The 24,889-nt window shown below is 73.0% G+C and carries 18 protein-coding genes and 1 pseudogene; 14 read left to right on the forward strand and 5 right to left on the reverse strand.

Translation table 11 applies throughout. The features are described 5' to 3' along the window. Positions 1-58 precede the first annotated feature (58 nt). The 3 genes from AC3IYI_RS26180 (at position 59) to AC3IYI_RS26190 (ending at position 3,482) form a co-directional block, all read left to right on the forward strand. Positions 59-1,303 (forward strand): alpha/beta hydrolase, encoded by a 1,245-nt coding sequence (locus AC3IYI_RS26180; protein WP_489406033.1) that lies wholly within the window; start codon positions 59-61, stop codon positions 1,301-1,303. 326 nt (positions 1,304-1,629) lie between these two features. After that, a complete protein-coding gene (locus AC3IYI_RS26185) occupies positions 1,630-2,679 on the forward strand; it encodes an alpha/beta hydrolase (protein WP_489411673.1) in 1,050 nt (349 codons plus the stop codon). Further along, entirely contained in the window at positions 2,595-3,482 is an 888-nt protein-coding gene (locus AC3IYI_RS26190) for a trypsin-like serine peptidase (protein ID WP_489406034.1), read from the forward strand. Before AC3IYI_RS26185 ends, AC3IYI_RS26190 begins: the two co-directional genes overlap by 85 nt. Before the next feature lie 42 nt (positions 3,483-3,524). Here the strand turns inward: AC3IYI_RS26190 and AC3IYI_RS26195 are convergent, their stop codons facing one another. Both AC3IYI_RS26195 and AC3IYI_RS26200 read right to left on the reverse strand, forming a co-directional pair. Then, the gene (locus AC3IYI_RS26195; RefSeq protein ID WP_489406035.1) at positions 3,525-4,415 is read right to left on the reverse strand and encodes an EamA family transporter; all 891 of its coding nucleotides are present in this window, start codon (positions 4,413-4,415) and stop codon (positions 3,525-3,527) included. A 163-nt stretch (positions 4,416-4,578) separates the two neighbouring features. Next, the gene (locus AC3IYI_RS26200) at positions 4,579-5,700 is read right to left on the reverse strand and encodes a threonine synthase (RefSeq protein WP_489406036.1); all 1,122 of its coding nucleotides are present in this window, start codon (positions 5,698-5,700) and stop codon (positions 4,579-4,581) included. A 220-nt stretch (positions 5,701-5,920) separates the two neighbouring features. Here AC3IYI_RS26200 and AC3IYI_RS26205 point away from each other — a divergent pair, with 220 nt between their 5' ends. The 11 genes and pseudogenes from AC3IYI_RS26205 (at position 5,921) to AC3IYI_RS26255 (ending at position 18,239) form a co-directional block, all read left to right on the forward strand. Continuing rightward, positions 5,921-7,492 carry a S8 family peptidase gene (locus AC3IYI_RS26205; RefSeq protein WP_489406037.1) on the forward strand — a complete coding sequence of 524 codons (1,572 nt, stop codon included), beginning with the start codon at positions 5,921-5,923 and terminating at the stop codon, positions 7,490-7,492. A gap of 115 nt (positions 7,493-7,607) precedes the next feature. Continuing rightward, the gene (locus AC3IYI_RS26210) at positions 7,608-8,774 is read left to right on the forward strand and encodes a DUF4190 domain-containing protein (RefSeq protein ID WP_489406038.1); all 1,167 of its coding nucleotides are present in this window, start codon (positions 7,608-7,610) and stop codon (positions 8,772-8,774) included. A gap of 126 nt (positions 8,775-8,900) precedes the next feature. Continuing rightward, positions 8,901-9,653: a GntR family transcriptional regulator gene (locus AC3IYI_RS26215; protein ID WP_489406039.1), complete on the forward strand. Its 753-nt coding sequence runs from the start codon at positions 8,901-8,903 to the stop codon at positions 9,651-9,653. Between the two features lie 473 nt (positions 9,654-10,126). Beyond that, positions 10,127-11,815, forward strand: a complete 1,689-nt coding sequence (locus AC3IYI_RS26220) for a purine-cytosine permease family protein (protein WP_489406040.1) — start codon at positions 10,127-10,129, stop codon at positions 11,813-11,815. Positions 11,816-11,975: 160 nt separating this feature from the next. Continuing rightward, entirely contained in the window at positions 11,976-12,179 is a 204-nt protein-coding gene (locus AC3IYI_RS26225; protein WP_243335867.1) for an SPOR domain-containing protein, read from the forward strand. A 301-nt stretch (positions 12,180-12,480) separates the two neighbouring features. Next, positions 12,481-12,969, forward strand: a pseudogene (gene iscB / locus AC3IYI_RS26230) (RNA-guided endonuclease IscB); the annotation flags it as partial. 208 nt (positions 12,970-13,177) lie between these two features. Further along, a complete protein-coding gene (locus tag AC3IYI_RS26235) occupies positions 13,178-13,552 on the forward strand; it encodes a hypothetical protein (RefSeq protein WP_489411908.1) in 375 nt (124 codons plus the stop codon). A gap of 102 nt (positions 13,553-13,654) precedes the next feature. After that, on the forward strand, positions 13,655-14,098 hold the full coding sequence (locus AC3IYI_RS26240) for a (deoxy)nucleoside triphosphate pyrophosphohydrolase (RefSeq protein ID WP_489406041.1): 444 nt from the start codon (positions 13,655-13,657) through the stop codon (positions 14,096-14,098). A 167-nt stretch (positions 14,099-14,265) separates the two neighbouring features. Next, positions 14,266-14,694: an ATP-binding protein gene (locus AC3IYI_RS26245; protein WP_489406042.1), complete on the forward strand. Its 429-nt coding sequence runs from the start codon at positions 14,266-14,268 to the stop codon at positions 14,692-14,694. Positions 14,695-14,879: 185 nt separating this feature from the next. Beyond that, the gene (locus tag AC3IYI_RS26250; protein ID WP_489411674.1) at positions 14,880-17,480 is read left to right on the forward strand and encodes a SpoIIE family protein phosphatase; all 2,601 of its coding nucleotides are present in this window, start codon (positions 14,880-14,882) and stop codon (positions 17,478-17,480) included. 99 nt (positions 17,481-17,579) lie between these two features. Beyond that, positions 17,580-18,239, forward strand: coding sequence for a hypothetical protein (locus AC3IYI_RS26255; RefSeq protein ID WP_489406043.1), 660 nt, complete (start codon positions 17,580-17,582; stop codon positions 18,237-18,239). A 54-nt stretch (positions 18,240-18,293) separates the two neighbouring features. Here AC3IYI_RS26255 and AC3IYI_RS26260 read toward each other — a convergent pair whose 3' ends face one another. The 3 genes from AC3IYI_RS26260 to AC3IYI_RS26270 form a co-directional block, all read right to left on the reverse strand. Beyond that, entirely contained in the window at positions 18,294-19,013 is a 720-nt protein-coding gene (locus AC3IYI_RS26260) for a PspA/IM30 family protein (RefSeq protein WP_489406044.1), read from the reverse strand. 92 nt (positions 19,014-19,105) lie between these two features. Next, on the reverse strand, positions 19,106-21,232 hold the full coding sequence (locus tag AC3IYI_RS26265; protein ID WP_489406045.1) for a TPM domain-containing protein: 2,127 nt from the start codon (positions 21,230-21,232) through the stop codon (positions 19,106-19,108). 166 nt (positions 21,233-21,398) lie between these two features. Next, the gene (locus AC3IYI_RS26270; protein ID WP_489406046.1) at positions 21,399-24,821 is read right to left on the reverse strand and encodes a protein kinase domain-containing protein; all 3,423 of its coding nucleotides are present in this window, start codon (positions 24,819-24,821) and stop codon (positions 21,399-21,401) included. Positions 24,822-24,889: the final 68 nt, after the last annotated feature.

Genomic DNA, 24,889 nt, shown 5'->3' on the forward strand with positions numbered 1-24,889 from the left:
GGATCCCAGTCCCTTCTGTCCCACCGGGGGGCAGTCATGACCGTTCGGAGCGAAGTTCGTGCACCAGGACCCGCAGCGCCCGCGGCCCGATGACCAGCCGTACCAGCCGTACCAGTCCCCACCGCCGTACCGGCCCTACCAGCCTGAGGACGACCCGGCGTACCGCGACGAGTCCTACGTCCCCCCGCACATACCCGGGCCCCCCGGCGCCCCCGTTTCCCACCCGTCCGCGCGGCGCTCCCGCCGCGTGCTGTGGACCGGCGCGGCCATGGCCTTCGTCCTCGTCCTCGGCGGCGGCGGCTTCGCCGCCTGGAAGCTGGACTGGTTCTCCGGCAACGGCTCCTCGGTGAGCTTCGGCAAGACCCCGCCCTCCGCCGACGCGGGGGCGGCGCGGGGGAACCCGGGCCAGGCCCCCGCGAGCCCGCCCGCGCCGACCGGCGACCCGGACGTGCGGCAGGCGACCGGCCCGAGCTCCGAGTTCAAGCAGACCACCAAGCTCGACGACGGCACGATCATCGCCAAGACCCGCCTCAAGGGCGCCAAGTCCGGCTTCGAGGGCGACGTCTGGGTGTGGACGCCGAAGGAGTACGGCGACCCGAAGTACGCCAAGAGCGGCTTCCCGGTCCTCATCGCGCTCCCCGGCGGCAACGGCTTCCCGAACAACTACTGGGCCGACCGCAGCCTCGGCCTCCAGAAGGCCATCAGCGAGGGCGTCAAGGCCGGCACCAGCCTGCCGTTCATCGTGATCATGCCGGTGCTCAACCCGGACGCGAAGTACTACTACGACGGCTCCGACATCCCCGGGCAGCCCAAGATGGGCACCTGGATCGCCGAGGACGTCCCGGACTTCACCCGCGCCAACTTCCGTACGTACAAGTCCCGCGACGGCTGGGCCTTCATGGGCTCCTCCTCCGGCGCCTTCGTCGGCATGAAGCAGGTCCTCCAGCACCCGGACAAGTTCAAGGCCGTGATCGCCAGCGGCGGCGAGATCGTCCCCGACTCCCCGTTCTGGAAGGGCCACCAGACGGAGATGGACGCGAACAACCCCGAGAAGCTCGCCCAGAAGCTGATCGACGCGGGCGGTCCCGAGGTCTACATCAACTTCCAGATCGGGACCAAGGAGAGCGGCAAGGAGCGCATGACGCAGTTCCGGCAGAAGTACGCCAAGGGCCCGGTCAAGATGACCATCCGGGACATCCAGAACGGCGAGCACAACGGCTGGCACTACGTGCGCGGCATGAAGGAAGGCTCGCTCGAGTGGGTCAGCAAGGTGCTCAAGGGGCCGAAGCCCGACGCGGGCTGACCGCGATCGGACGCACCCGCACGGGGGAGCGGCCGCCGCGCGCACCGCGTACGGCGCGCGCCGCCCCCGGCGTGGCCCTCGCCACGTCCACCCGTCCCAGGCAACCCATCCGGTCGTTCATCCCTCTGTAATGGATGTAAGAGGGGACCAAACGGTCCAACCCACGCTCCCAGAGGGCGCCGGAGAAGGAACGGGAACGATCCGTGCACCAAGACCTGCAGGGTGACGCCGCCGCCACGACCGAGGGCGCCGGGAGGGCCGGGGACGGCGCCGCCGCGACCGGGGACCACGCCGCCACCACCGGGGTCCGCCGCGCCAAGCGTCGGCTGCGCACGATCCTGATCAGCGGGGGGCTCGGGCTCACCCTCGTGGCGGGCGGCGCGGCTTACCACTACGGCCTCTTCACGGACATAGGCGATCCCGTCTCCTTCGGGAAGCCGCAGCCCGAGGCGTCCGCCGCCTCGCACGCCGCGCCCGGCGTGCTCATGCCGACCGGGCCGAAGGCCTCGTTCGTCCGGACCTCCCGGCTGCCGGACGGCACGCAGATCGCCAAGACCACCCTGACGGGCAAGAAGTCCGGGTTCAGGGGTGACGTGTGGGTGTGGGTGCCCAAGGAGTACGACGACCCGGCGTACGCCGACAGCGCCTTCCCGGTCCTGATCTCCCTGCCCGGCGGCCGCGGCTACCCCACGAACTACTGGGGGACGGGCCCCGGCCTCGGCCTCCAGCAGGCCGTGAGCGACGGGGCGAAGTCCGGCAAGAGCCTGCCCTTCATCCTGGTCATGCCGGTGATCAACGCCGACACGAAGCACCACTTCGACGGCTCCGACATCCCCGGCCAGCCCAAGATGGGCACCTGGATGGCCGAGGACGTCCCGGATTTCACGAAGGCCAATTTCCGGACCTTCACCTCCCGTGACGGCTGGGCCTTCATGGGCTCCTCGTCGGGCGGTTTCGGAGCCTTCAAGCACGTCCTGAAGTACCCCGACCGCTTCAAGGCGGCCATCGCGAGCGGGATCGACATCGTCCCCGATTCCCCGCTGTGGAAGGGAAACACGCAGGCCATGGACGAGAACAACCCCGAGAAGCTCGCCGCGAAGCTGATCGCCGCGGGCGGCCCGGACGTCTACGTGAACTTCCAGATCGGCACCGCGGAAACCGGCCGGGAGAAGGCCGAGCGGTTCATGAAGGACTACGGCAAGGGTCCCGTGCACACCAGGCTGCAGGTGATCCAGGATGGTGAGCACAACGGGAAGTCGTACGTACGCGGGATGAGGGAGGGCGCACTGGAGTGGATCAGCAAGGTGATGTCCGCACCCACCCCGAAGCCCCGGCCGGCCCCGAGCGGCGGCGCGAGCGGCGCCGCCTCGCGGTGAGCCCCGGCCTCAGGGGGATCGGGATCGGCTCGGCCGCCCTCGCGGGGGTCGCCGCGCTGCTCGCCGTGGCGTTCGTCAAGGACTCCGGCGGCTACGAGGACCGCGCGGTGGTCCCCTTTCCCACCGTCGGCGTCCTCATGGCGGGCGGCGAGCACTGGTGCACGGCCAGCGTCGTCGACAGCCCGCGGGGCAACGTCGTGGCCACCGCCGCGCACTGCGTGGCCCCGGCCGGCGAGGACGGGCAGCCGGGCGAGGCCGCGCACGACGGACTGGCCATCGGCGAGCTCTCCTTCGCCCCCGCCTTCTCCGGCGAGGGCGGGCAGCGGCCCCTCGGGCTGTGGAAGGTGCGCTCCGTCCAGGTCGACGAGCGCTGGAGCAAGTGGGGCGAGGACACCGCCGACTTCGCCTTCCTCAGCGTCGAACCGGACGCCGAGGGGCGCAGCCTGCAGGAGGTCGTCGGCCGCGCGGAGGCCCCGAAGCCGGTCTGGACCTCCGGCTACGAGCGGGAGGTGACCGTCGTCGGCTATCCGGAGTCCGGGCACAACCCCGAGAACAAGCCCGTCGCCTGTACGACGCAGAGCCGGCACGACGAGGACGACCCCGCCATGCTCTACATCAACTGCTCGGGGTTCTGGACGGGGACGAGCGGCAGCCCGTGGATCGCCGACCGCGGGGGTCCGGGGCGGCCGGGGCAGCTCATCGGGGTGCTGAGCGGCGGGGACACCGACGTGGACTCCACGGCCGCGCTGTTCGACGACCGGGCGAAGGCCCTCTACGAGCGGGCGGCGAAGGCCGCGGACTGAGGGGGCGGCCTACGGTCCCGCGGGCCGAGGCCCGCAGAGCCCTCAGCCGCGGCGCTCCGTGCTCACGATCACGCACACCGCCGCCACGACGATCGCGCCACCGAGCAGGATCGGCCAGGTCAGGGCCTCGTCGAGGATGAGCCAGCCCAGGGCGACGGCCACGACCGGATTGACGTAGGCGTACGTGGCCACCAGCGAGAGCGGAGCCGCGCGCAGGAGCCAGATGTACGCGGTGAAGCCGACGAGCGAGCCGAACAGCACGAGGTAGCCGAGGGCCAGCCAGGACGCGGTGGAGTACGAGGTGAGGTCCAGCCCGTCCTGTTCGCCGCGGCACAGGCCGACGACTATCCCGCCGGCCCCGCCCGCGAGCATCTGGTACGCGCTGCCGGTGAAGGGGTTCACGGGCAGGGTCAGCTTCGCCGCCGAGAAGGAGCCGAGCGCCCAGCACACCGAGCCGGCCAGCACCAGGAGCACCCCGCCGAGCCCGATCTCCCCGCCGAGCCCCGGGCTGGTCAGGACGGCGAGCCCGCCGAGGCCCAGCAGCACCCCGCCCAGGGTGCGGGGGGAGGGGCGGTCACCGGAGCCGGCGCGCAGGACGACCAGCCACATCGGCACGCCGGCCACCAGGAGGGCGGCCAGCCCGGAGGGGACCGTGGTCTCGGCGATGACGACGAGGCCGTTGCCGCCGAGGACCAGCAGCAGCCCGACCACGACGGCGGAGCGGACCTGGGCGCGGGTGGCCTTGAGGGCGGCCGCGCCGTCGCGCCAGGCGACGATGCCGGCCAGGAGGAGGCCGGCGGTGATGAAGCGGGCCCCGGCGGAGAGGAACGGGGGCATGGTCTCGACGACGATGCGGATGCCGAGGTAGGTCGAGCCCCAGACGACGTAGACGAGGGCGAGGGCGATCCAGACACGGGTCGTTGGGGTGTGCATGACGCGGAGCTTATGTCGTTGGCCTCTGCATCGATCGGGGGGTCCCCGGACCGGAGTGCTCCGGTTTGCCCGGGTCGGGCGGCGGCCCCTGGTCGGGCGATGGCCCCCGGTGGGGCGGCGGCCCCCGGTCGGGCCGCGGCCCCCGGACGGGCGGCAGTCCCGGTCAGGCCGCCGGCGCCGCCAGTCCCGTCTTGGCGCCCGCGCCGCAGAGCGGGACGACCGCGGTGCGGCCCTGGAGGGGGTCCTCGGGGGCGGAGGGGCCGACCGCGGCCCAGCAGGCGGCGGCCGTGGGTTCAACGAAGAGGCCGCGCCGCGCCAGGTCGAGCTGGGCGGCGCGGACGCGGTCGTCGGTGACGGTCAGGAAGGTCCCGCCGGACTTGCGGACGGCCGCCAGGATCTGGCGGGCGCGCGGCGGAGCCGGGATCGCGATCCCCTCGGCCAGGGTGGGGAGTTGGGGTACGGCGTCGGCGTCCTCGGCGCCCGCGCGGAAGGCGGAGGCCAGCGGGGCGACGGCCGCCGACTGGACGGCGATCAGGGTCGGCGGGCGGACCCCGCGCAGGGCCAGTTCCTCCATCGCCAGCGCGGCCCCGAGCAGCAGCGTGCCGTTGCCGACCGGGACGACGATCACCTCGGGCAGGTGGCCGCCCAGCGCCTCCCAGATCTCGTAGACGTAGGTCTTGGTGCCGTGCAGGAAGTACGGGTTGAAGACGTGACTGGCGTAGAACACGCCCGGCAGGTCGGCCGCTTCGCGGGCCGCCACCGCCGCCGCCTCGCGGCCGCCCGGCACCACCGTCACCGTCGCGCCGTGCGCGCGCATCTGCTCCGTCTTCTTCGCCGAGGTGCCCTCGGGCACGAAAACTTCACAATCCAGCCCCGCCCGCGCGCAGTACGCCGCCACCGAGGTCCCCGCGTTGCCGCTGCTGTCCGCCACGACCCGGTTCGGGGCGAGGCGCCGGGCCAGTTCCGCGAGCATCACCGCGCCCCGGTCCTTGAACGACAGGGTCGGCATCAGGAAGTCGAGCTTGGCGTGAACCCGATCCGCCAGCGGCACCAGTGGAGTGTGCCCCTCCGCCAGCGAGACGGAGAACGCCCCCGGCAGCGGCAGCACGGCCCCGTACCGCCACAGCGAATTCGGCCCGGCGGCCGGTTCCAGCGGACTGGCCGGATCCGGTGCGAAGTCGAGGTCCCAGGGGCCGCCGCAGACCGGGCAGCACCAGGGGGCCGTCCGGGCGTCGGCCCGCGCGGCGTCCTCGGAGCAGATATATCCGGGCAGTGCGTGCGTCATGTGCGGAGCGCCTTTGCTCGATCATGGCGGGTGTGTGGCACGGATGTTACGTGTCCGTCGTCCTCTTGTGAGTGCGGCTGGGGTGGGCCAATCTTTCGGTGGCAACAGCCCGTTGGGCCAAATGCTTTGTCATGAGCATGGCTACCCCCATGTTCTTGCGGTGCCTTCCGACGGCTGTGCCCCACCCCCCGCAGCGCACCACCCATGAGGAGGACCCTCAATGTCCGTGCGTCACACTCGCCGGAAGATCACCGGCGTCAGCGCGATCGCCGTCGCGGCCCTCGCGCTCGGCGCCGCCGCCGCGTTGCCCGCCTCGGCCGCCGACACCGGCGCCCTCGGCGTCATCGAGAACGCAGGCGCTCCCGGAACCGTCTCCGGCAGCTACATCGTGACCCTGAAGGACTCCGCCGCCCGGTCCACCGCCGACAGCGGCAAGGCCGTGGCCAAGCGGTACGGCGCGAGGATCGACCGGACCTACAGCGCGGCCCTCAACGGCTACTCCGTCGAGGTCTCCGAGGCGCAGGCCAGGAAGCTCGCCGCGGACCCGGCGGTCCAGTCGGTCGTCCAGAACCGGGTCTTCACGGTCGACGGCACCCAGCCCAGTCCGCCCTCCTGGGGCCTGGACCGCATCGACCAGCGCGCGCTCCCGCTGAACCAGAGCTACACCTACCCGGACCAGGCCGGCCAGGGCGTCACCGCGTACATCATCGACACCGGTGTCCGCATCACCCACCAGGACCTCACCGGCCGCGCCTCCTACGGCTACGACGCCATCGACAACGACAACACCGCCCAGGACGGCCACGGCCACGGCACCCACGTCGCCGGCACCGTCGGGGGCACCACGTACGGCGTGGCCAAGAAGGCGAAGATCGTCGGCGTCCGCGTCCTCGACAACAGCGGCTCCGGTACGACCGCCCAGGTCGTCGCCGGCATCGACTGGGTGACCCGGAACGCCGTCAAGCCGGCCGTGGCCAACATGTCGCTCGGCGGCGGAGCCGACTCCGCGCTCGACACCGCCGTACGCAACTCCATAGCCTCCGGCATCACCTACGGGGTCGCGGCGGGCAACGAGTCCACGGACGCCTCCACCAAGTCCCCGGCCCGCGTCGCCGAAGCCATCACGGTCGGCGCCACCACCAACACCGACGCCAAGTCCAGCTTCTCCAACTACGGCACCATCCTGGACATCTTCGCGCCGGGCTCCAACATCACCTCCTCGTGGGGCACGGGCGACACCGCCACCAACACCATCTCCGGCACCTCGATGGCCACCCCGCACGTCGTGGGCGCCGCCGCGCTCTACCTGTCGCAGAACCCGGCGAGCACCCCGGCCCAGGTCCGTGACGGCCTGGTGGCCGCGTCCACGCCGAACGTGGTGACCAGCCCCGGCACCGGCTCCCCGAACCGGCTCCTCAACGTCGGGACCACCACCACCCCGCCGAACCCGGGCACCCGCTTCGAGAACCTCGCGGACTACGCGATCAACGACAACGCCACCGTCGAGTCGCCGATCACCGTCAGCGGGATCTCCGGCAACGCCCCGGCGACGCTGAGCGTCCCGGTCAACATCCAGCACACGTGGATCGGTGACCTGAAGGTCGACCTGGTCGCCCCCGACGGCACCGTCTACACCCTGCACAACCGCACCGGCAGCAGCACGGACAACATCAACCAGACCTACACGGTCAACGCCTCCTCGGAGGTCGCGAACGGAGTCTGGAAGCTCCGGGTGAACGACAACGCGAACTACGACACCGGAAAGATCGACTCCTGGGCGCTCCAGTTCTGAGGGACCGGGACTGAGAGCGGCGGCTGAGCCGCGATGAACAGGCGGGGGCGACCGTTTCGGCGGTCGCCCCCGCTGCGTACCATTCGCGCATTCGTTCGCCGCTTCCTGGAGCCCCGTGAGTACCCAGCCCCCGCACCTCTGGCCCGCCCCGCCCCCGCAGGGGTACGCGTCCGGGCCGCCCCCGCTGAACGGCTTCGCGCTCGCCTCCCTGCTCGTCGGGCTGCTCTGCTTCCCGCCGCTGGGCATCGTCTTCGCGATCGTGGCGCTCGTGCAGACGAAGAAGAAGGGCGAGCGGGGTGCTGCGCTCGCCGTCTGGGGGCTGGTGGTGTCGCTGGTGATGAGCGTCACCGCGGTCCTCGCGGTCCCGGTGGCCGTACGGGCCGTAGACGCGCTCGACGGACGCGGCCGCTGGCCGGGCGGGGCCGGGGGGTACGAGTCCGTGGAGGGCACCCTCGTGGACGCGTCCGAACTGCGCGTCGGGCAGTGCTTCAACGTCCCGGACGGGGGCCTGCTCGCCGAGGAGACCCCCATGTACCGGATCGACTGCGCCGAGGTCCACGACGCGGAGGTCACCTCCGCGACCTCGATGAGAGAGACGCGCTACCCGGGCGTGCAGGAGGTGCGGGACATCGCGGTGCGGGACTGCTGGAGCGCGCAGGACACGTACGCGATGGACACGTGGGCCCTGCCCTCGTACGCCGGGATGTACTACTTCGCGCCCTCGCGCGGGAGCTGGCGCGACGGGGACCGGCGGATCGTGTGCGTGATCGGCACGGAGAACGGGGAGCAGCGCGGCAGCCTGCGCAACGACGGCGGCATGCTGACGCCCGAACAGGTGGCCTTCCTGCGGGTCATGAGGGGGGTGGAGGAGGCGCTGGCCGGGGAGCCGGACGGGGACGTGGCCGACGACCTGCCCTCCTACCGGGCCTGGGCGCGGGAGATGGACGGGGCGCTGGGCGCCGAGGCGCGGTTCCTGGACACGGCGAAGGAGCGGCCCGAGTCGGCCGGTCCGGCCGGGGTGCAGCGCGAGCGGCTGGAGGTCGCACGGCTCGCGTGGCAGCAGGCGGCGCGGGCGACGACCGAGGAGGCGTTCCTGGACGCGTGGGACCGGGCGTTCGCCGCGCTGCCGGTCGAGCTGGAGAAGGCGCTGCGCGGGGCGTACGGACTGTCGACGACGGTTCCCGAGTGGCTGGCGGGGTCAGAGGGGAATGAGGGGGACGGGTCGGGTCCGCCGGGCACCTCGCCCGGTCCCGTGCGGAGCCCTTCCAGGGAGTCCGCGTAACGGGTGTGACGCGTGGGTTTGGGTGACCAGGCTTCATCACTTCGGGTGAAACTCTGGCCCTTGCTTGCGATGGACAACCGTCGGTTGCCAGGGTGTAGCTGTCTGTCAACCTGATGGGAGTGGCCTGTGACTTTCGGCGAGCAGCCGGCCTATCTGCGCGTCGCCGGGGATCTGCGACGGAAGATCGTCGATGGGTCCCTGCCTCCGCACGCCCGGCTCCCTTCGCAGGCCCGGATCCGTGAGGAATACGGGGTCTCCGACACGGTGGCCCTGGAGGCGCGCAAGGTCCTCATGGCGGAGGGCCTGGTCGAGGGCCGGTCCGGATCCGGCACGTACGTACGCGAACAACCCGTCCCGCGGCGCGTCGCCCGCTCCGGCTACCGCACCGGCGGGGTCTCGACCCCCTTCCGGCAGGAACAGGCGGATTCGGGCGCGCGCGGCACCTGGGACTCCAGCAGCGAACAGGCCGACGCCCCGGCGGACATCGCGAAACGGCTCGGCATCGAACCGGGCGAGCGGGTGATGCGGACGCGGTACGTCTACCGCGACGCGGGCGAGGCGATGATGCTGTCCACCTCCTGGGAGCCGCTGACGGTGACCGGGCGGACGCCGGTGATGCTGCCGGAGGAAGGGCCGCTCGGGGGCGCGGGGGTCGTCGACCGGATGGCGGCGATCGACGTGGTCGTCGACAACGTGGTGGAGGAGGTCGGGGCACGGCCGGGCCTGGCGGAGGAGAGCATGCAGCTCGGCGGGGTGCCGGGGCACGTGGTCCTGGTGATCGGGCGCACGTACTTCGCGTCCGGCCGCGCCGTGGAAACCGCCGACGTCATCGTCCCGGCCGACCGCTACCGCCTGGCGTACCACCTCCCGGTGAGGTGAACCTGGGTGGCCGGCCCCCGCCCCGGTGCTCTGCCCGATGCATCGCGCGGCGCCGCCGCCGGGGACCAGCCCCCGGACCCCCGCTCCTCAAACGCCGGAGGGGCTGAATTTTGGCCGGCGTCAGCCTGCACGTGCGGGCAGCGCAGCCCTTCGCCCGGCGGCCTGAATTGCCCTCCGGGCAACCAGGCCGCGCCGGACGGCGACATCAGCCCAATCCAGCCCCTCCGCGCCGGGCGGGCGACATCAGCCCAATCCAGCCCCTCCGGCGTTTGAGGAGCAGGGGCGCGGGGGCCGGCCCCCGCAACGGCGGCGAGCCGGACCGCATAGGCGGGAGCCCGCCGGGCGGGGCACCGGTAGGCGGACAGGGGGTCCGCGGGGTGTAACCCCGTCGTGACGCGGGGGCCGGGGGTGTAACCCCCGGGCAATGCCCAAGCGTGACGGGCCGTCACGGAAGCGGCCTACCTTCCGGCGGTATGACCGATACCGCCACCACCCCCGCACCCCCGGCCCACCCGCCCCGCCGGAGCTACGCCAAGCTCGCCGCCGACGAGAGCCGCGAGGACTACTCGCTCAGATACGCGCCCCATTCCTTCCGCCGCTGGGGCCCCGGCACCGTCGCCGGCACCGCCCTCGGCGGCATCGCCTACCTCGCCGACTTCGCCATCGGCGCCTCCATCGTCTTCGCCTACGGCTTCACCAGCGGGGCCGCCGCGATCCTGGCGGCCGCCGTCGTCATCTTCCTGACCGGCATCCCCATCGCCCGCGCGTGCGCCACGTACGGCCTGGACATGGACCTGGTCACCCGGGGCGCGGGGTTCGGGTACTTCGGCTCCACCCTCACCTCCCTCATCTACGCCTCCTTCACCTTCATCTTCTTCGCGCTCGAAGGCTCGATCATGGCGCAGGCCATGCACCAGGCCGTCGGACTGCCGGTGGAGATCGGGTACCTGCTCACCACGCTCATCGTCATCCCGATCGTCTTCAAGGGGATGGGCGCCCTTGCCAAGGTGCAGGCCTGGACCCAGCCGATCTGGCTGATCGGGCTGGTCCTGCCCTTCCTCGTGCTCGCCTTCGAGGCCCCCGACGCCTGGGGCGCGTTCGCGCACTTCGGCGGGACGGAAGGAGCCGGCTCCGGCTTCTCCTGGATCGGCTTCGGCTTCGGCACCGGCATCGCGCTCTCGCTCATCGCGCAGATCGGTGAGCAGGCCGACTACCTGCGGTTCATGCCCGCCAAGACCCCGGCCAACAGCCGCCGCTGGAACTTCGCCGTACTCGCCGCCGGCCCCGGCTGGGTGATCATCGGCGCCGCCAAGCAGCTCGGCGGGGCCTTCCTCGCCTTCGTCGCCCTGGAGGCCGTCGGCAAGACCCACGCACTGGAGCCGATCGCCCCGCAACTGGAGGCGCTGCGCCCGTGGCTCGGCGGCCTCGCGCTGCCCGTCGCCGCCCTGTTCGTCATCGTGTCCCAGATCAAGATCAACGTCACGAACGCCTACAGCGGCTCGCTGTCCTGGTCGAACTTCTTCTCCCGGGTCACCCACCGCCACCCCGGCCGCGTCTGGTACATCTTCCTCAACCTCGCCGTCGCGCTGACGCTGATGGAGCTGAACATGTTCGCGATGCTCGGCAAGCTGCTGGGCTTCTACTCCAACGTCGGCATCGCCTGGATCGTCGCCGTCGCCGCCGACCTCGTGATCAACAAGCGGCTCGGGCTCAGCCCGCCGTACATCGAGTTCAAGCGCGCCTACCTCTACTCGGTCAATCCGGCCGGTTTCGGCTCGATGGTGATCGCTTCCACCGTCTCGATCCTCGCCTTCTTCGGCCTTTTCGGGACATACGCGGAGGCCTTCTCCACCTTCATCGCGGCCGGACTCGCGCTCGTCCTCTGCCCGTTGATCGCCTGGGCGACGAAGGGGAAGTACTACCTGGCCAGGCCGAACACGGTCAACGGCCCGGACGTGGTCGTCCCGGACGTCACCGCCACGCACCTCTGCTCCGTCTGCGAGTCCGCGTACGAGCTCCCGGACATCGCCGACTGCCCCGTCGTCTCCGGCCCGATCTGCTCGCTCTGTTGTTCCCTCGACGCGACCTGCGGGGACGCCTGCCGCAAGGGGAGCCCGGGCGGCGCCGTGATCCTTCCGATGCCGACCGTGCGCGGGGTCTGAACCGGCGCGCACGGCCCACTCGTACGCATGGCCGGATGCGTACGCCTGCGAGGTACCTCTTCGTGAAAAACCGTATCCGCTGAGTAAAGGTCGGGCGTAGGCTCGGGCATATGCGCAATGCGGTTTCCCGGGCAGGTACGTCGGCGGAGGGTGAAACGCGATGAACGACAGCGGTGCCCTGCTCCCGTGGCTGGTCATACGTGAGGACGACAACGGCAACCGCTACCGGGTGGGCCGGTACTCCACCCGGGCCGAGGCCCAGAAGGTCGCCGACAGCCTCGAGGACAGAGGGCACAAGCAGCTCTACTGGATCGAGCGCCTCGGCCAGGACAGCACCGCCGGCCGGACCGGCACGAGAAACTGAGCGGTGCGGGCGGCGCACCGTCGCCGCCGCTGCCATAGGCTCCGTCCGTAACGGGATCCCCCTCCTGAAGGAGGGGGCTTTCGGTCGTTCTGGCTGAGGGCCGCCGTTACCAGCACCAGCCGACACACATGTGTGGAGGTGAACGAAGTTGGCTACGTATCGCGTAGGGCAGAAGACCCACCCACCTGTGCTTCCTCAGCAGGTGGCTCTGGAATTCGAGTCAGCAGACATCCCCCGGAGCGGGGACGAAACGGGACTCGAAGGCCGTAAGGCATCCGGCGCGGTACATGTGCGAGGGGAGATGCCCGATGCTTCACCTGGCGCCGGGCGCGTCACCCCCAACCGTGAGGTTGGGGAGAGGGCCTGTAAGGGCCACCCCGTCGTGTTCGTCCTGGACAGGCACGGCACACCGCTCCAACCGACCAGCCCCGCGAGGGCCCGCAAGCTTCTCTACCTGGGCCGGGCTGTCGTGGCTCGGCATACCCCGTTCGTGATCCGGCTCAAAGACCGCACCTCCGGCCAGTCACAGATCGACGGTGTGGAACTCGGCATTGACCCCGGCTCGAAGCGCACCGGTATCGCGGTCTTCACCGCGAAGGATGGTGAGCGCCGTGGCCTGTACGCGGTCGAACTAGCCCACCGGGGCTGCGCCATCCGGGACAAGCTGACTGCTCGCGCCGCCTACCGGCGCGGCCGGCGGACCAGGAACCTGCGCTACCGCGCGCCCCGCTTCTCCAACCGTGCTCGGCCCAAGGGGTGGCTGGCCCCGTCGTTGCGTCACCGCGTGGACACGACCATGTCGTGGACGACCCGGCTCGCACGCTGGGCCCCCGTCCGCGCCATTCATGCATCGCCTGCGTCCCCTGCAATGAGAAGAAGTCCAACCAGCCCGTCGAAGCCTTCCTCAAGAAGCCGCCGCGTCAGCTGTCCCGCATCCTGGCCCAGGCCAAGGCTCCGCTGCGGGACGCGGCAGCCGTCAACGCCACCCGCTGGGCACATTGGACGCCCTGTGCGTCGGCCACCTCGACGCGGTCACCCGCACCCCGGCCCGCATCCTTGCCGTCGCCGCTACCGGGCGCGGAGCCTACACCCGCACCCGTACCGACAAGTACGGCTTCCCCCGTCTGCGGCTGCCCAGACAGAAGCAGTTCTTCGGCTACCAGACCGGCGACCTCGCCCGCGCCGTCGTCCCCTCCGGCAAGAAGGCCGGTACCCACACCGGCCGTATCGCCGTCCGCGCCACCGGCAGCTTTAACATCAAGACGGCACGCGGCCTCATTCAGGGCATCCGCCACAAACGTTTCCGCCTCCTTCAGCGAGCCGACGGCTACGCCTACACCACCCGACCCGAAGGGCCTGTCGACACCACCTGACCGCCTGGCAGAGCGAAGAGGCCTCCGGCGCTCTGCGCCTGCGCCCCAAGGATTCGTTTCCATCCCCCCAGCTCAAGCAGGGGTATCCACGAAAGAAGTCCGATGACTGTACGCGTGGTCGTGGGCGGAGCCCTTTGTCATGAGGGGCGCCTGCTGGCCGCCCGCCGGAGCGCGCCCCCCGAGCTCGCCGGCCGCTGGGAGCTCCCGGGCGGCAAGGCCGAGCCGGGTGAATCCGTACCCGAGGCGCTCGTGCGGGAGCTGCGCGAGGAGCTCGGTGTGGAGACCGAGGCGCTGGAGCGGATCCCGGGGGAGTGGCCGCTGAAGCCCGGCCTGGTCCTGCACGTGTGGACGGCCCGGCTGCTCTCGGGCGATCCGCTCCCGCTGGAGGACCACGACGAGCTGCGCTGGCTCGGGCCCGAGGAGCTGGACTCGGTGGACTGGCTCGACCAGGACCGCCCGGCCGTCGCCGAGGCGGGCCGCCGGCTGAGTGCTGCCGAAGGAGTTCGCGGGCTTCGCGGCGTTCACGGCGTTCACGGGGGCGCGTGACGCGCACGCGCTGGGCCGTCTGCGCCACAGTGCGCCGGTCCGTGGGGGAGCGAGTGGTACGACGCCGTGAATATCGGGTATGTCGCTATTAATCCCTATCTCGTACGTGTACACGAGGTTCCGTTCTCCCTGTCGAACCGGACTGGGGTCGCCAGCCGGCCCGGGAAGTGATCGGCGTGATCGACACAGACGGTGAATGCGCCGAATGGGCCTTTCCCGCCGAACCGGGTGCCGTCCGCACCGCCCGCCACGCGGTGCGCGGCACTCTTCGCGACTGGGGCCTCGACTCCGTCGGAGACGTCACCGTCCTGCTGGTCAGCGAGCTGGTCACCAACTCCCTGCGGTACGCCTCCGGCCCCATCGGTGTCCGTCTCGTACGGCGCAATCCAGCCGCCGCCGAGGCCCCCTCGGGTCCTGCGCTTCTCGTGGAGGTTTCGGATCCGCTTCCGGATCCACCCCGCGAGCGCCTCGCCACACCCGACGACGAGGGGGGCCGCGGACTCCACCTCGTGGCCGTCTCCGCGCAGCGCTGGGGGACCCGCCACGGGAAGTCGGGCAAGACCGTGTGGTTCGAATTGGCTCTTCCTGGTGAGTAACAAGGAGAGGGCCCGTCGACGATCACAAAGCTTGGCTGGAAAACAACGGGATCTTTTTGTGATCGCGAAGGCCGTGTCGTAGAGCGCCGTGGTGCTGAATACTTCGGTCATGGCCGGTCCGGTTGCGGTGAGCTGGAGGGGACGGTCGCGTGAGCGAGATACCTGTACAGGCACATCAGGCCCGTGTGCCCGGGGAAGCGTCTGGGGAGACCTGGCGCGACTCCCTGTGGCACAGCAGCCCGCCTGGCTCGATATATGACTACATAAAGGTCGCTTCCTTCTCGATCGGGCCCGACGGGCTGATCGACCAGTGGAGTCTGCGCGCCGAGGAAATCTTCGGGCTGACCGCGGCCGAGGCCGTCGGCCGTGACCCCGTCGACGCCTTCATGCCCCCGGAGCTGCGCGCAGGCGCACACCGCAGGGTGGCCGAGATTCTCGACGGCAAGGAATGGACCGGCCTGATCCCCTTCCGGATCCCCGGCGGCGACGGTGCGCACCGGGTGGCCGAGATCTATGTGATGCCGACCCAGACCGAAACCGCCGAGCGGGCCGCGCTCTGCGTCGTGGTCGACGTACGCGCGCTGCGCCGGATCGAATCCGATCTGGCCGCCTCGCAGGCGATATTCGGTCAATCTCCCTTCGGGTTCCTGCTCTTCGGCACGGACCTCACCGTGCAGCGGGCCAACCGCCGCTTCGCGACCGTCTTCGGCGGCGCCGCCGAGGAGCACCGCGGCCGCACCGTCCACGACTACCTGCCCGCGCACGAGGCCGACCGGATGGCCGAGGCGCTGCGCAGGGTCCTGGAAACCGGCGACTCCGTCAACGACCTCCAGATCACCGGCGCCGCCCCCGGCAGCCGGGACAACCGCCACTGGTCCATCAACCTCTACCGGGTCCACGGCGGCACCGGCCGCCCCATCGGCGTCGCCGGCATCGGCATCGACGTGACCCGCCGCCACCTCGCCGCCCGCGAGGCCGCCGGGGTCCGGCGCAACCTGGCCCTGCTGAACGAGGCCGGACACCGCATCGGCAACTCCCTCGACCTGGAGACCACCGCCCGCGAACTCCTCGACGTCACCGTCCCCGGCTTCTGCGACCTGGCCGCCGTCGACCTCTACCAGGGGCTGCTGCTCGGCGACGACGACCGCCCCGCCCGCCCGCAGGGCCCCGGCGTGCCCAGCCTGCCCGGCCAGGGCCCGGGACGCGCACCCTCGGCGCCGCTGCGACGGGTGGCCTTCTCCTCGGCCGTGTCGGACGCGCCGCTGTCCGGCCCGGGCGCGCTGGTCTCCGTAGGGGAGGTGCACCGGTACCCGGCCGGATCGCCGGGGGCCTTCGCCCTGCGCACGGCGCGGCCGCGGCTGGTGGAGGGCGGCGGCCCCGAGTCCGGGGACCTCGTCCAGTCCACGCTCGTCGTCCCGCTGGTCGCCCACGACACAGTGGTCGGGCTCGCGCAGTTCTCCCGCACCAAGGGCAGCGAGCCCTTCGGCGAACGCGACCGGGCGGTCGCGGTGGAGCTCGCCGCGCGCGCCGCCGTCTGCATCGACAACGCACGGCTCTACCGGCGCGAACACGAGCGCGCGCTGATGCTCCAGCGCAGCCTGCTGCCCCCCGGCGACCCGGAGGCCGCAGGACTCGACATCGCCTGCCGCTACCTGCCGGGCAACGCCGCCACCGAGGTCGGCGGCGACTGGTTCGACGTCATCGAGCTGCCCGGGCACCGCACGGCGCTGGTCGTCGGCGACGTCATGGGCCGCGGACTGCGCGCGGCCGTGGCCATGGGCGAACTGCGCACCGCGGTACGGACCCTCGCGCTGCTCGACCTGGAACCGGCCGAGGTGCTGACCGCGCTGGACGAGATCGCCCGGGGCCTCGGCGCACCCGGCGGCTCCCAGCAGGCCTCCCGGGCCGCGCTGCACTCGCGCGACGCCGACCGCTCGGAGGTGTACCTCGCGACGTGCGTCTACGCCGTCTACGACCCGGTCACCCGTCGCTGCACCATCGCCAACGCCGGCCACATGCCGCCGGTGCTGGTGGAACCGGTCGAGGAGGGCGCTGCGCCCCGCCCCGGACTGCTGCTGGAGATTCCGACCGGGATGCCGCTGGGCGTGGGCGGGGAACCCTTCGAGGAGGTCGAGGTCGAACTCCCCGAGGGGGCGCTGCTCGCGCTCTACACCGACGGCCTGGTCGAATCCCGGACCCACCCGCTGGAGGAGGGCCTACGGGGCCTGCGGGACGCGCTGGCCGACCCTTCGCGCCCGCTGGAGGAGGTCTGCGACCACGTCCTGAACACCCTGGACACCCGGCACGGCGAGGACGACATCGCGCTGCTGATGGCCCGGGTCCAGGGCCTGCCGGTGGACGCGGTCGGCGACTGGCAGCTCCCGCGCGAGGCCCGCTCGGTGGGCCGGGCCCGCGAGCTGGCCCGGGCGAAGCTGCCCGCGTGGGGCCTGGAGGGACTGCTCGACACCACCGAACTGCTGGTGAGCGAGCTCGTCACGAACGCCCTGCGCTACGGCGAGGGCGAGATCCGGCTGCGCCTCCTGCTGGACCGCACCCTCGTCTGCGAGGTCTGGGACGCCAACCTGGTCCAGCCCCGCCGCCGCCGCGCGCGGGACACCGACGAGGGCGGCCGCGGCCTCCAGCTGGTCGGCCTGCTCTCGGCGGGCTGGGGCACCCGCCGCACCCACCGGGGCAAGACGGTCTGGTTCGAACTGCCGCTCCCGGGCGCGGTGGCCGAGTCGGTGACGGAGCTGTCGGCGGAGCAACTGCTGAGCATGTACGGGTGAGTACGTACGGGTGAGTGCGTCCGACTGAGTACGTACGACTGAGGGTGAGCGGGACCCGGCCGGGGTCGCGTCGCACGGGGGAACGAACGGGAAGTGCGCATGAGTACGGGCAAGTGGCTGTGGACCGCGCTGTGGCGGTACGTCGTGACCGCGGCCGTCGGGGTCGGGGCCCTGGCCGTGGTGCTGGGCGCCACGGAGGGGCTCGTCGACGGGGTGTTCTCGCTGGGGCTGCGGGTGGTGTTGGTGGCGGTGCCCCTCCTCACGGTCGGGACGATGCTGGTGATCGCCCCGCTGGCCGGGCGCCGGTTCGAGCCGCCGACCGGCGGCCCCCTGCGGATCCGGGGCGGCTGGATGGTGCTGCTCGTGCTGGTCCCGGCGCTGCCGATGCTCCTGTTCGCCCCGCACCTGTTCCTGATCCTGCTGGCCACGCAGCTCGTCTACGTGATCCTGGTGCTGCCCTGCCAGGACGCCCGCGACACGGCGGAGGTGCTGCGCTCGCTCGCGGATCCCGAGGTCCCGGCGGAGCAACGGGTCCGGATCGCACGGGCAGTCGGCACACTGCGCACCCGGCCCGTCGTGGATTGCCTGATGGGCGCCGCCACCGACCGGGACCCGGAGGTCGCCGAGGCGGCGCTGGAGAGCCTCTACGGCATCTGGCGGCGCGATGGGGTCGTCGGGGAGGACCTGGTGCTGAAGCTTCCCGAGCAGGGCCGGGAGCAGGTCCGGGCCCTCGGGGTCAGGGTCCGAAGCCCCTGGTGAGAACGGGAACGGGCCGCCCCCGGAAGGACGGCCCGCCTCGCCCGGACCCGGTTCTCAGGCGGCCCTGCCGGCTTTCAGGGCGGCCAGGCGGGCCTCGATCTCCGAGGTCTTTCCGAGGTCGTCCAGGGACTCGAACTGGGCGTCCAGGGAGGAAGCGGCCAGCTCCTGCTTGCCCAGGGCCATGGCCTCCTCGCGGCGGACCTTCTCCTCGAAGCGGGTGATGTCGCTGGTCGGGTCCATCACGTCGATGTTCTTGACCGCGTCCAGCATCGTGTTCTGCGCCTGCGCGGTCTTGGCCCGCGAGACCAGCTCGTCGCGCTTCGCCGTCAGCTCCGTCAGCTTGGTCTTCATCGAGTCCAGGCCCGACTTCAGCTTGTCGACCACCTCGGTCTGGGCGGCGATCGTCGGCGCGGCCGTCGTCGCCTCCTTCTCCGACTGCATCTGGCGGCCGAGCGCGACCTTCGCGAGGTTGTCGAACTTGTCGGCGTCGGCGGCCGACCCGGACGTGCGCAGCTCGTCGGCCTTCTTGCTCGCCGCGAGGGCCTTGCCGCCCCACTCCGCGGCCGCGGCCACGTCCTCCTCGTGGTCCGCCTCCAGCATCCGCAGGTTGCCGATGGTGGTGGCGACGGCCTGCTCCGCCTCGGAGATGTTGTTCGTGTAGTCGCGGATCAGCTGGTCCAGCATCTTCTGCGGGTCCTCCGCCTGGTCCAGCAGGGAGTTGATGTTGGCCTTGGCGAGCTGGGTGACGCGGCCGAGGATGCTCTGCTTGCTCATGCGCTCTGTCTCCTTGGGAACGGGGGTGTGGGGAGGGAGAGGGAGGTGCGGGTGTGGGAGCGAAGGGAGTGCGTGCGTAGGGAGTGCGTGCGTCAGAAGCGGCCGCCGCCGCCCATGCGGCCGCGGGTGCCGCCGCCGCCGAAGGAGCCGGGGCCGCGTCCGCCGCCCCCGCCGAAGCCGCCGCCGAAGCCGCCGCCCCCTCCGCCGAAGCCGCCTCCGCCGCGACCGCCGCCCAGGATTTCGCCGAGGATGATCCCGCCGAGCACCGCGCCGCCCATGCCGCCGCCCTGCTGCCGGCCGCCACCGCCGTACGGGTTCTGGTAGCCCCGTACGTCCTGTTCGGCCAGCTGCTGCGCCTGGCGCGCGAGCGAGTCCGCCTGCTGGGCCTCGGCGAGTGCGCCCGCCGGGTCCGAGCCCGCCAGGGACGTGGACCGCTCCAGGTGGCGCTGGGCCTCCGCCAGCCGGGTGCGGGCCTGGCTGCCGATCGCGCCCCGGCTGGTGGTGATGTAGTCCGTGGCCGCGCCGATCGCGCTGCGGGCCGTCAGCAGGGCCTGGTCGAGCAGGGCCGCGGCCCGCTGCCGGCCCGACTCCCGCTCGCGGGCCCCGGCCAGCGCCTCGTCGAGGGCCGCGTCGGCCTCCTCCACGCGGCGCAGCGCGTCCAGCGGGTCGTACCGTCCGGCGCTCAGCTCCTGGCGTACGTCGGCCACCACGGCCTCCGCCCGGCTGATCCGGCCGCGCAGATCGCCGGTCGAACCCTCGGTGGTGCCGGTCAGTAGCCCGCGCGCGTCGGCGAGGTCCGTGTCCGTCTCGTTCAGTGCGCCCGTCAGCTTCCCGGCCGCCTCCGCCAGCTCCTGCGCGCGCCGCTCCACCGCGTCGACCAGGGTCGCCGCCTGGTCCACGGCGCCCTCGGCCGCCCGGACGTGCACGGCGGCCTTGCCGTTGTCCCCGGAGCCGATCGCGGCGCGTGCCTCGCCGAGGCTGGTCGTCGCGAACAGCAGCCGGTCCTTGGCCTGTTCGGGGTTGGAGGCCACCGGCGCCGCCGCGGAGTCCGCGTACTGGCGGCCGAGCGCCGTGAGGGTGGCCTCCGCCGTGGTCGTACGGCCCGTCAGGGCGCGGAAGTGGGCCTCCACGGTCGCGAGCGCCTGCGGGGCGTTCTTCTCCAGGTCCCGCAGCCGGTCGAAGTCCGCCGACTCGGCGTCGAGCCGCCGGCTCGCCTCCGTGCAACGGGCCACGATCTCGTCGAGCATCCGGCGGCGGGTCGCGTCGTCCTCCGGGTACGCGTCGTCGAGCTGCTGGCGCAGCCGGAACGCAGCCGTCAGCTCGCTCCTCCCGAACTCCACCGCCTGAGTGAAGGTCGCCACCGCGTCCTCGCCGAACTGAGCCGTGGCGAAGCCGAGTTCCTCGGTGCTGGTACGGATCGCGTCATCGGTCTCCACCAGCATGGCCTTGGCCTTGGTGTCCAGCTCCGGCAGCGGGAGCGGGGCGGGGCCCTGCCCGGACCAGCCGGTGGTCTTCGAGCCGCCACCGCCGCCGCCCGTCTGCTTGCGCTTGCGGCGGGTGTACGCGTACGCCCCGAGGGCGCCGGCCGCGCCGACCGCGACCACCGGGAGGACGAAGTCCCCGGCGCCGCTCTCGCCGCCGCTCGCCGCGGCGCCTCCCGGGTCGGCCTCACCGGGGACGATGGCCGGCACCGGGACGGGCTGTCCGCCCAGGACCGCGTCGTAGCCGTTGGCGGCGCCGATCGCGGCGCCCGCCCAGTCGTTCTGCCTGAGGGCCGGCTCGATGGCGGTCTGCGCGACCGCCGCGAGCTGCTCGCTGGTGAATCCGGAGTCGACATCGGCCGAATAGGCGTACTGCCGGGCCCCGGTGGCGATGGCCAGCAGGACGTCGTTCTGGCCGAGGCCGTTCTTCTGGGCGGTGGCGTCTGCCCAGCTCTGCGCGGACCTGTCGGAGAAGTCGCGCACGTACGTGACGAACAGCTGGACCTTCCGGTCGGCGTACAGCTTGTCCAGCGCGGCGGTGACCTCGGCCGTGCGGTCCCCCAGGGCGCCGACGCGGTCGGTGATCTGCCCCTGCTGGGACAGGGTGACGGGATCGTCGGCCCGGGCCGCCGGGGCGGCGGCCGTCGTCCAGCCGGTGAGCGCGAGGGCGGCGGCGGCCAGGGTGAGGGCGGCCCGGAGGGATATGGCGGCGGTGGTGCGTCTCTTTGGCGGCGTCACATTTGGGAGAGTATGGGCCGTTTGGCGCCCCCGCACCCGGAGGCCGCCGTCCCCGGCCCCGCCCTGGCCCCGCCCTGGCCCCGCCCTGGCTCCGCTCCGGCCCCGCCCCGGCCCCGCCCCGGCTCCGCCCCGGCCCCGGGCACGGCCCGGGCACGGGGCCCCGTGGTCAGGGCAGGGCGTACGCCGTGAGCTCCGGGCGGAAGAGGACGAGCCGGTCGCCGATCAGGAGGGTGTTGCCGGGCGCGAGGTGCGGCTGGCTCCACTGACGGCGGGGCTTGCCCGTCACCGGGTCCAGGACGGCGGCGAACGGCTCCACGGTGCGGCTCAGCATGCCGCGGTGGGTGGCGTGGGGGACGCTGACGTACAGGCCGTCCGGCCGCAGGCCCAGCAGCTCGAGGGTGCACACCTGCGCGTAGTACCAGGCCTGCCGGGAGACCACCCGCCGCCAGCGCAGCGCCCCGGTCTCCGCGTCGAGCGCGAAGACCCGCTCCGCACCCTGTTGCGCGTGGTACCCGGCCACGTACACCGTGCCGTTCTCGACGATCAGCCGGTCCCCCGGGAGGCCGACCGCGAACCGCCACAGCTCCCGCCCGGTGCCCCGGTGCACGGCGAGGACCGAGTCCCCGTCCACGAGGTGGACGGGGCCGTCACCGCCGGGCCCGGCCCCGGACCCCCCGTACACCCTGAAGTTGACGGGCCGGTCGCGGGACCAGGACCACAGCTGCCGCCCGCTCGGCAGGTGCAGCGCCTGGACCACCTGGTCGTCCGCCAGGACCAGGCAGTCGCCCACCGCCGCGGGGGAGCGGGTGGCGGGGTCCGGGAGCGAGCGCCGCCACAGGACCTCGCCCGTCGCCGCCCGCAGCGCGGTCAGGTCCCCCGGCGCCCCGTGCACCAGCACCGGCCCGGCGCTGCGCAGCGGCTGCGGCTTCGGCCTGAAGGGGTCCGCCGGCCCGGCGACGGGCAGCGGCCGCGTGCCGGGCAGGTCCCGCCACCACCGCACCCGCCCGTCGCGCGGCTCGCGCGCCAGCAGCCGCACCCCGGGCACGCCGTCGCGCCGGACCTCGACGTACACCGTGGCCGCGTCCGCCGTGCAGGACACCAGGAGCGGCCCGGTCCCGGGCAGCGGGAGCACGGCCGCGCCCACGCCCTCGTCGGAGCGGGCCGTCCAGCACGTCGTACCCTCCTCGGCCCGTACGCAGCCCACCTCGGCCCCCGACCGCCACACCACGTGGGCTCCGGCCGCGTACGTGGCGTCCGGCCGGGTGGCCGTCTGCCAGGCGTGCACCCCGGCCTCGGTACGCCGCTTCGGCGCCGGGCCCGTCGTGCGCATCCCCGACCCCGCGTCCTGGCCGCCGGCCAGGGCCCTGATCCCGGACGGCGGCGGGCTCCCCGCGTCGGCGGCGGCCTCCGCCAGCCAGGGCGCCCGGCCCGTTCCCACGCACAAGCGCGAGGCAAGGGCCAGTTGCAGGGCCCGCTGCCGGGGGTCCCGCAGGGTGCGGGCCCGGCCCGCCCACTCCCGCGCCGCCGCCGGGTCCAGCGGCGGCCCGGCGTCCCGCTCGATGGAGGCCCGGGCCGTTGCCAGCGAAGACAGGGCGTGGTCCGCCTTCGCGTCGGCGGCCTCCCCGGGGCTGCGGCCCAGCAGGGCGGCGGCCTGGTTGCGCAGCCGCTCCGCCTGGGCGAGCCGCCCCCGCTCGGCCTGGTGCGCGGCCTCCTCGCGCAGCCAGGCCGCCCGCTCCTCCAGGAACCGCGGCAGTTCCTCCTCGGCCTGCTCCAGCGCCCTGGCCCCGCCCGCCGGGTCCCCGGCCCCGGCGCGCTCGCGCGCCACCTGGCACAGCGCCAGCAGCCGGCCCCCGGCGGAGCCGATGCGCTCGCTGAGCCGCAGGGCCGCCGCCACGTCGTGCGGGGCGACGGCCAGCACCATGTCGTAGGTGGCGGCCCCGCGCAGCGCGGGGTCCGGTATCAGCGCCAACTGCAGCTCGGCCTCGGCGGGATCGGCCGCCGCGACGGCCGTGGCGACGCGGTCCCGGAGCCGCTTGTCCGCCCGGCCGTCCGCGAAGTGGTCCGCGGCGATCCGGGCGGCCTGCGCGGGGGCGACCACGGCCAGCGCCTCCGCCACCGCGCACAGCGGGCCCGCCCGATGGGGGTCGAACACCGTGAACAGCGCCTGCTGCGCGTCGGTCAGCAGCCGCCGGGCCCGCGCCGGGGCGTGGGTGGAGGTGGCCCTGGCCAGCCGGGTCAGCAGCTCGGCCACCCGCGCCCCGTCGCCCCGGCCGCCCTCCCACGCCGCGATCTCGGCGTCGCCGAGCAGCCGCCCCGCGAGCCCCGCGTCGAACCGCGCCGCGGCGTCGGCGGCCACGGTCAGCACGTCGATGCGTGCCTCGTCCTCGATCTCCACCGCCCGCAGCCCCACCTCGGCCTCGAGCAGCAACCCCCGCACGAACTCCCGCACATGCGCAGGCACGGCCCCCACTTCAGCCCCGACCCCGCCGCCTCTCTCGGCTCCGCCCCCGCCGCCGACCTCAGCCCCGGCTCCGCCGCCAACCTCAGCCCCGGCTCCGACCCCGCTTCCGGCCTCGGCGCCGGGCCCGTTCCCGGCCCCGCTCGGGGCCTCCGCGTCGGACCCGTTCCCGGGCCCATGCCCGGGCCCGCCGGCCCCGCTCGGGGCCTCCGCGCCGGACCCGGACCCGGCCCGGGGGCCGTCCCCGGGCTCCGGGCCGCCCTGGGCTGCGGTCCCCTCCGCCCCGCCGCTGCCGTCGCCCCCGGCCAGGGGCCCCGCCGCCAAGGCCCGTAGTGCCTTGCCCACGGCCCGCGCCGATTCCGGCCGGTCCGCCGGGTCCTTCTCCAGCAGCTGCCGCACCAGCCGCTCCACCTCCGGCGCCACCGGCGCACCGGCCTCGCGCAGCGGCAGCGGCCGGTCCTCGATGTGCCGGTGCATCAGGACGTAGGGGACCTCCGCCTCCCCGAAGGGCGGCTCCCCGCTCAGCAGCGCGTACAGCACGCCCCCCAGCGCGTACAGATCGCACCGGGCGTCCACCCGTTCGCCCCGCCACTGTTCGGGGGCCATGTACGGCGGGCTGCCGAAGATCCGGCCGGTGACCGTCCAGCCGGCCGTGGCGTCCGAGGAGTGCGCGATGCCGAAATCGCAGATCTTCAGCCGCCCGGAGTGCTGCAGGAAGAGATTGGCCGGCTTCAAGTCCCGGTGGATAACCTCGCGTTCGTGCGCGGCGGCCAGCGCCTCCGCGACCTGGGCGGCCAGCTCCAGCGCGACCGCCACCGGCAGCCCGCCCGGTACCCGGGACAGCGTGGCGCGCAGGTCCTCGCCCGCCAGCAGCTCCATCACGATGAAGAACTGCCCGTCCTCCTGGCCCACGTCGTGCACGACGGTGATGCCGGGATGCTGGAGCCGCGCCCCGATGGTGGCCTCGCGCCGGAAGCGGGCGACCGCTTCGTCGGACATGGCCGTCTCCAGGAGCACCTTCACCGCCACGGCCCGGTCCAGCGCCGTGTCGTGCGCCCGCCACACCTCGCCGAAGCCGCCCTTGCCGAGCCGCTGTTCGAGGCGGTACCGGCCCGCCAGCTGATCCCCCACCCGCACCGCGAAAGCCCCCTGACATGACGTCAACGACGTTGCTCAGGGGGCATTCTGTCGTGCGAAGT

This window comes from Streptomyces sp. GL_148 (genome assembly GCF_057834205.1).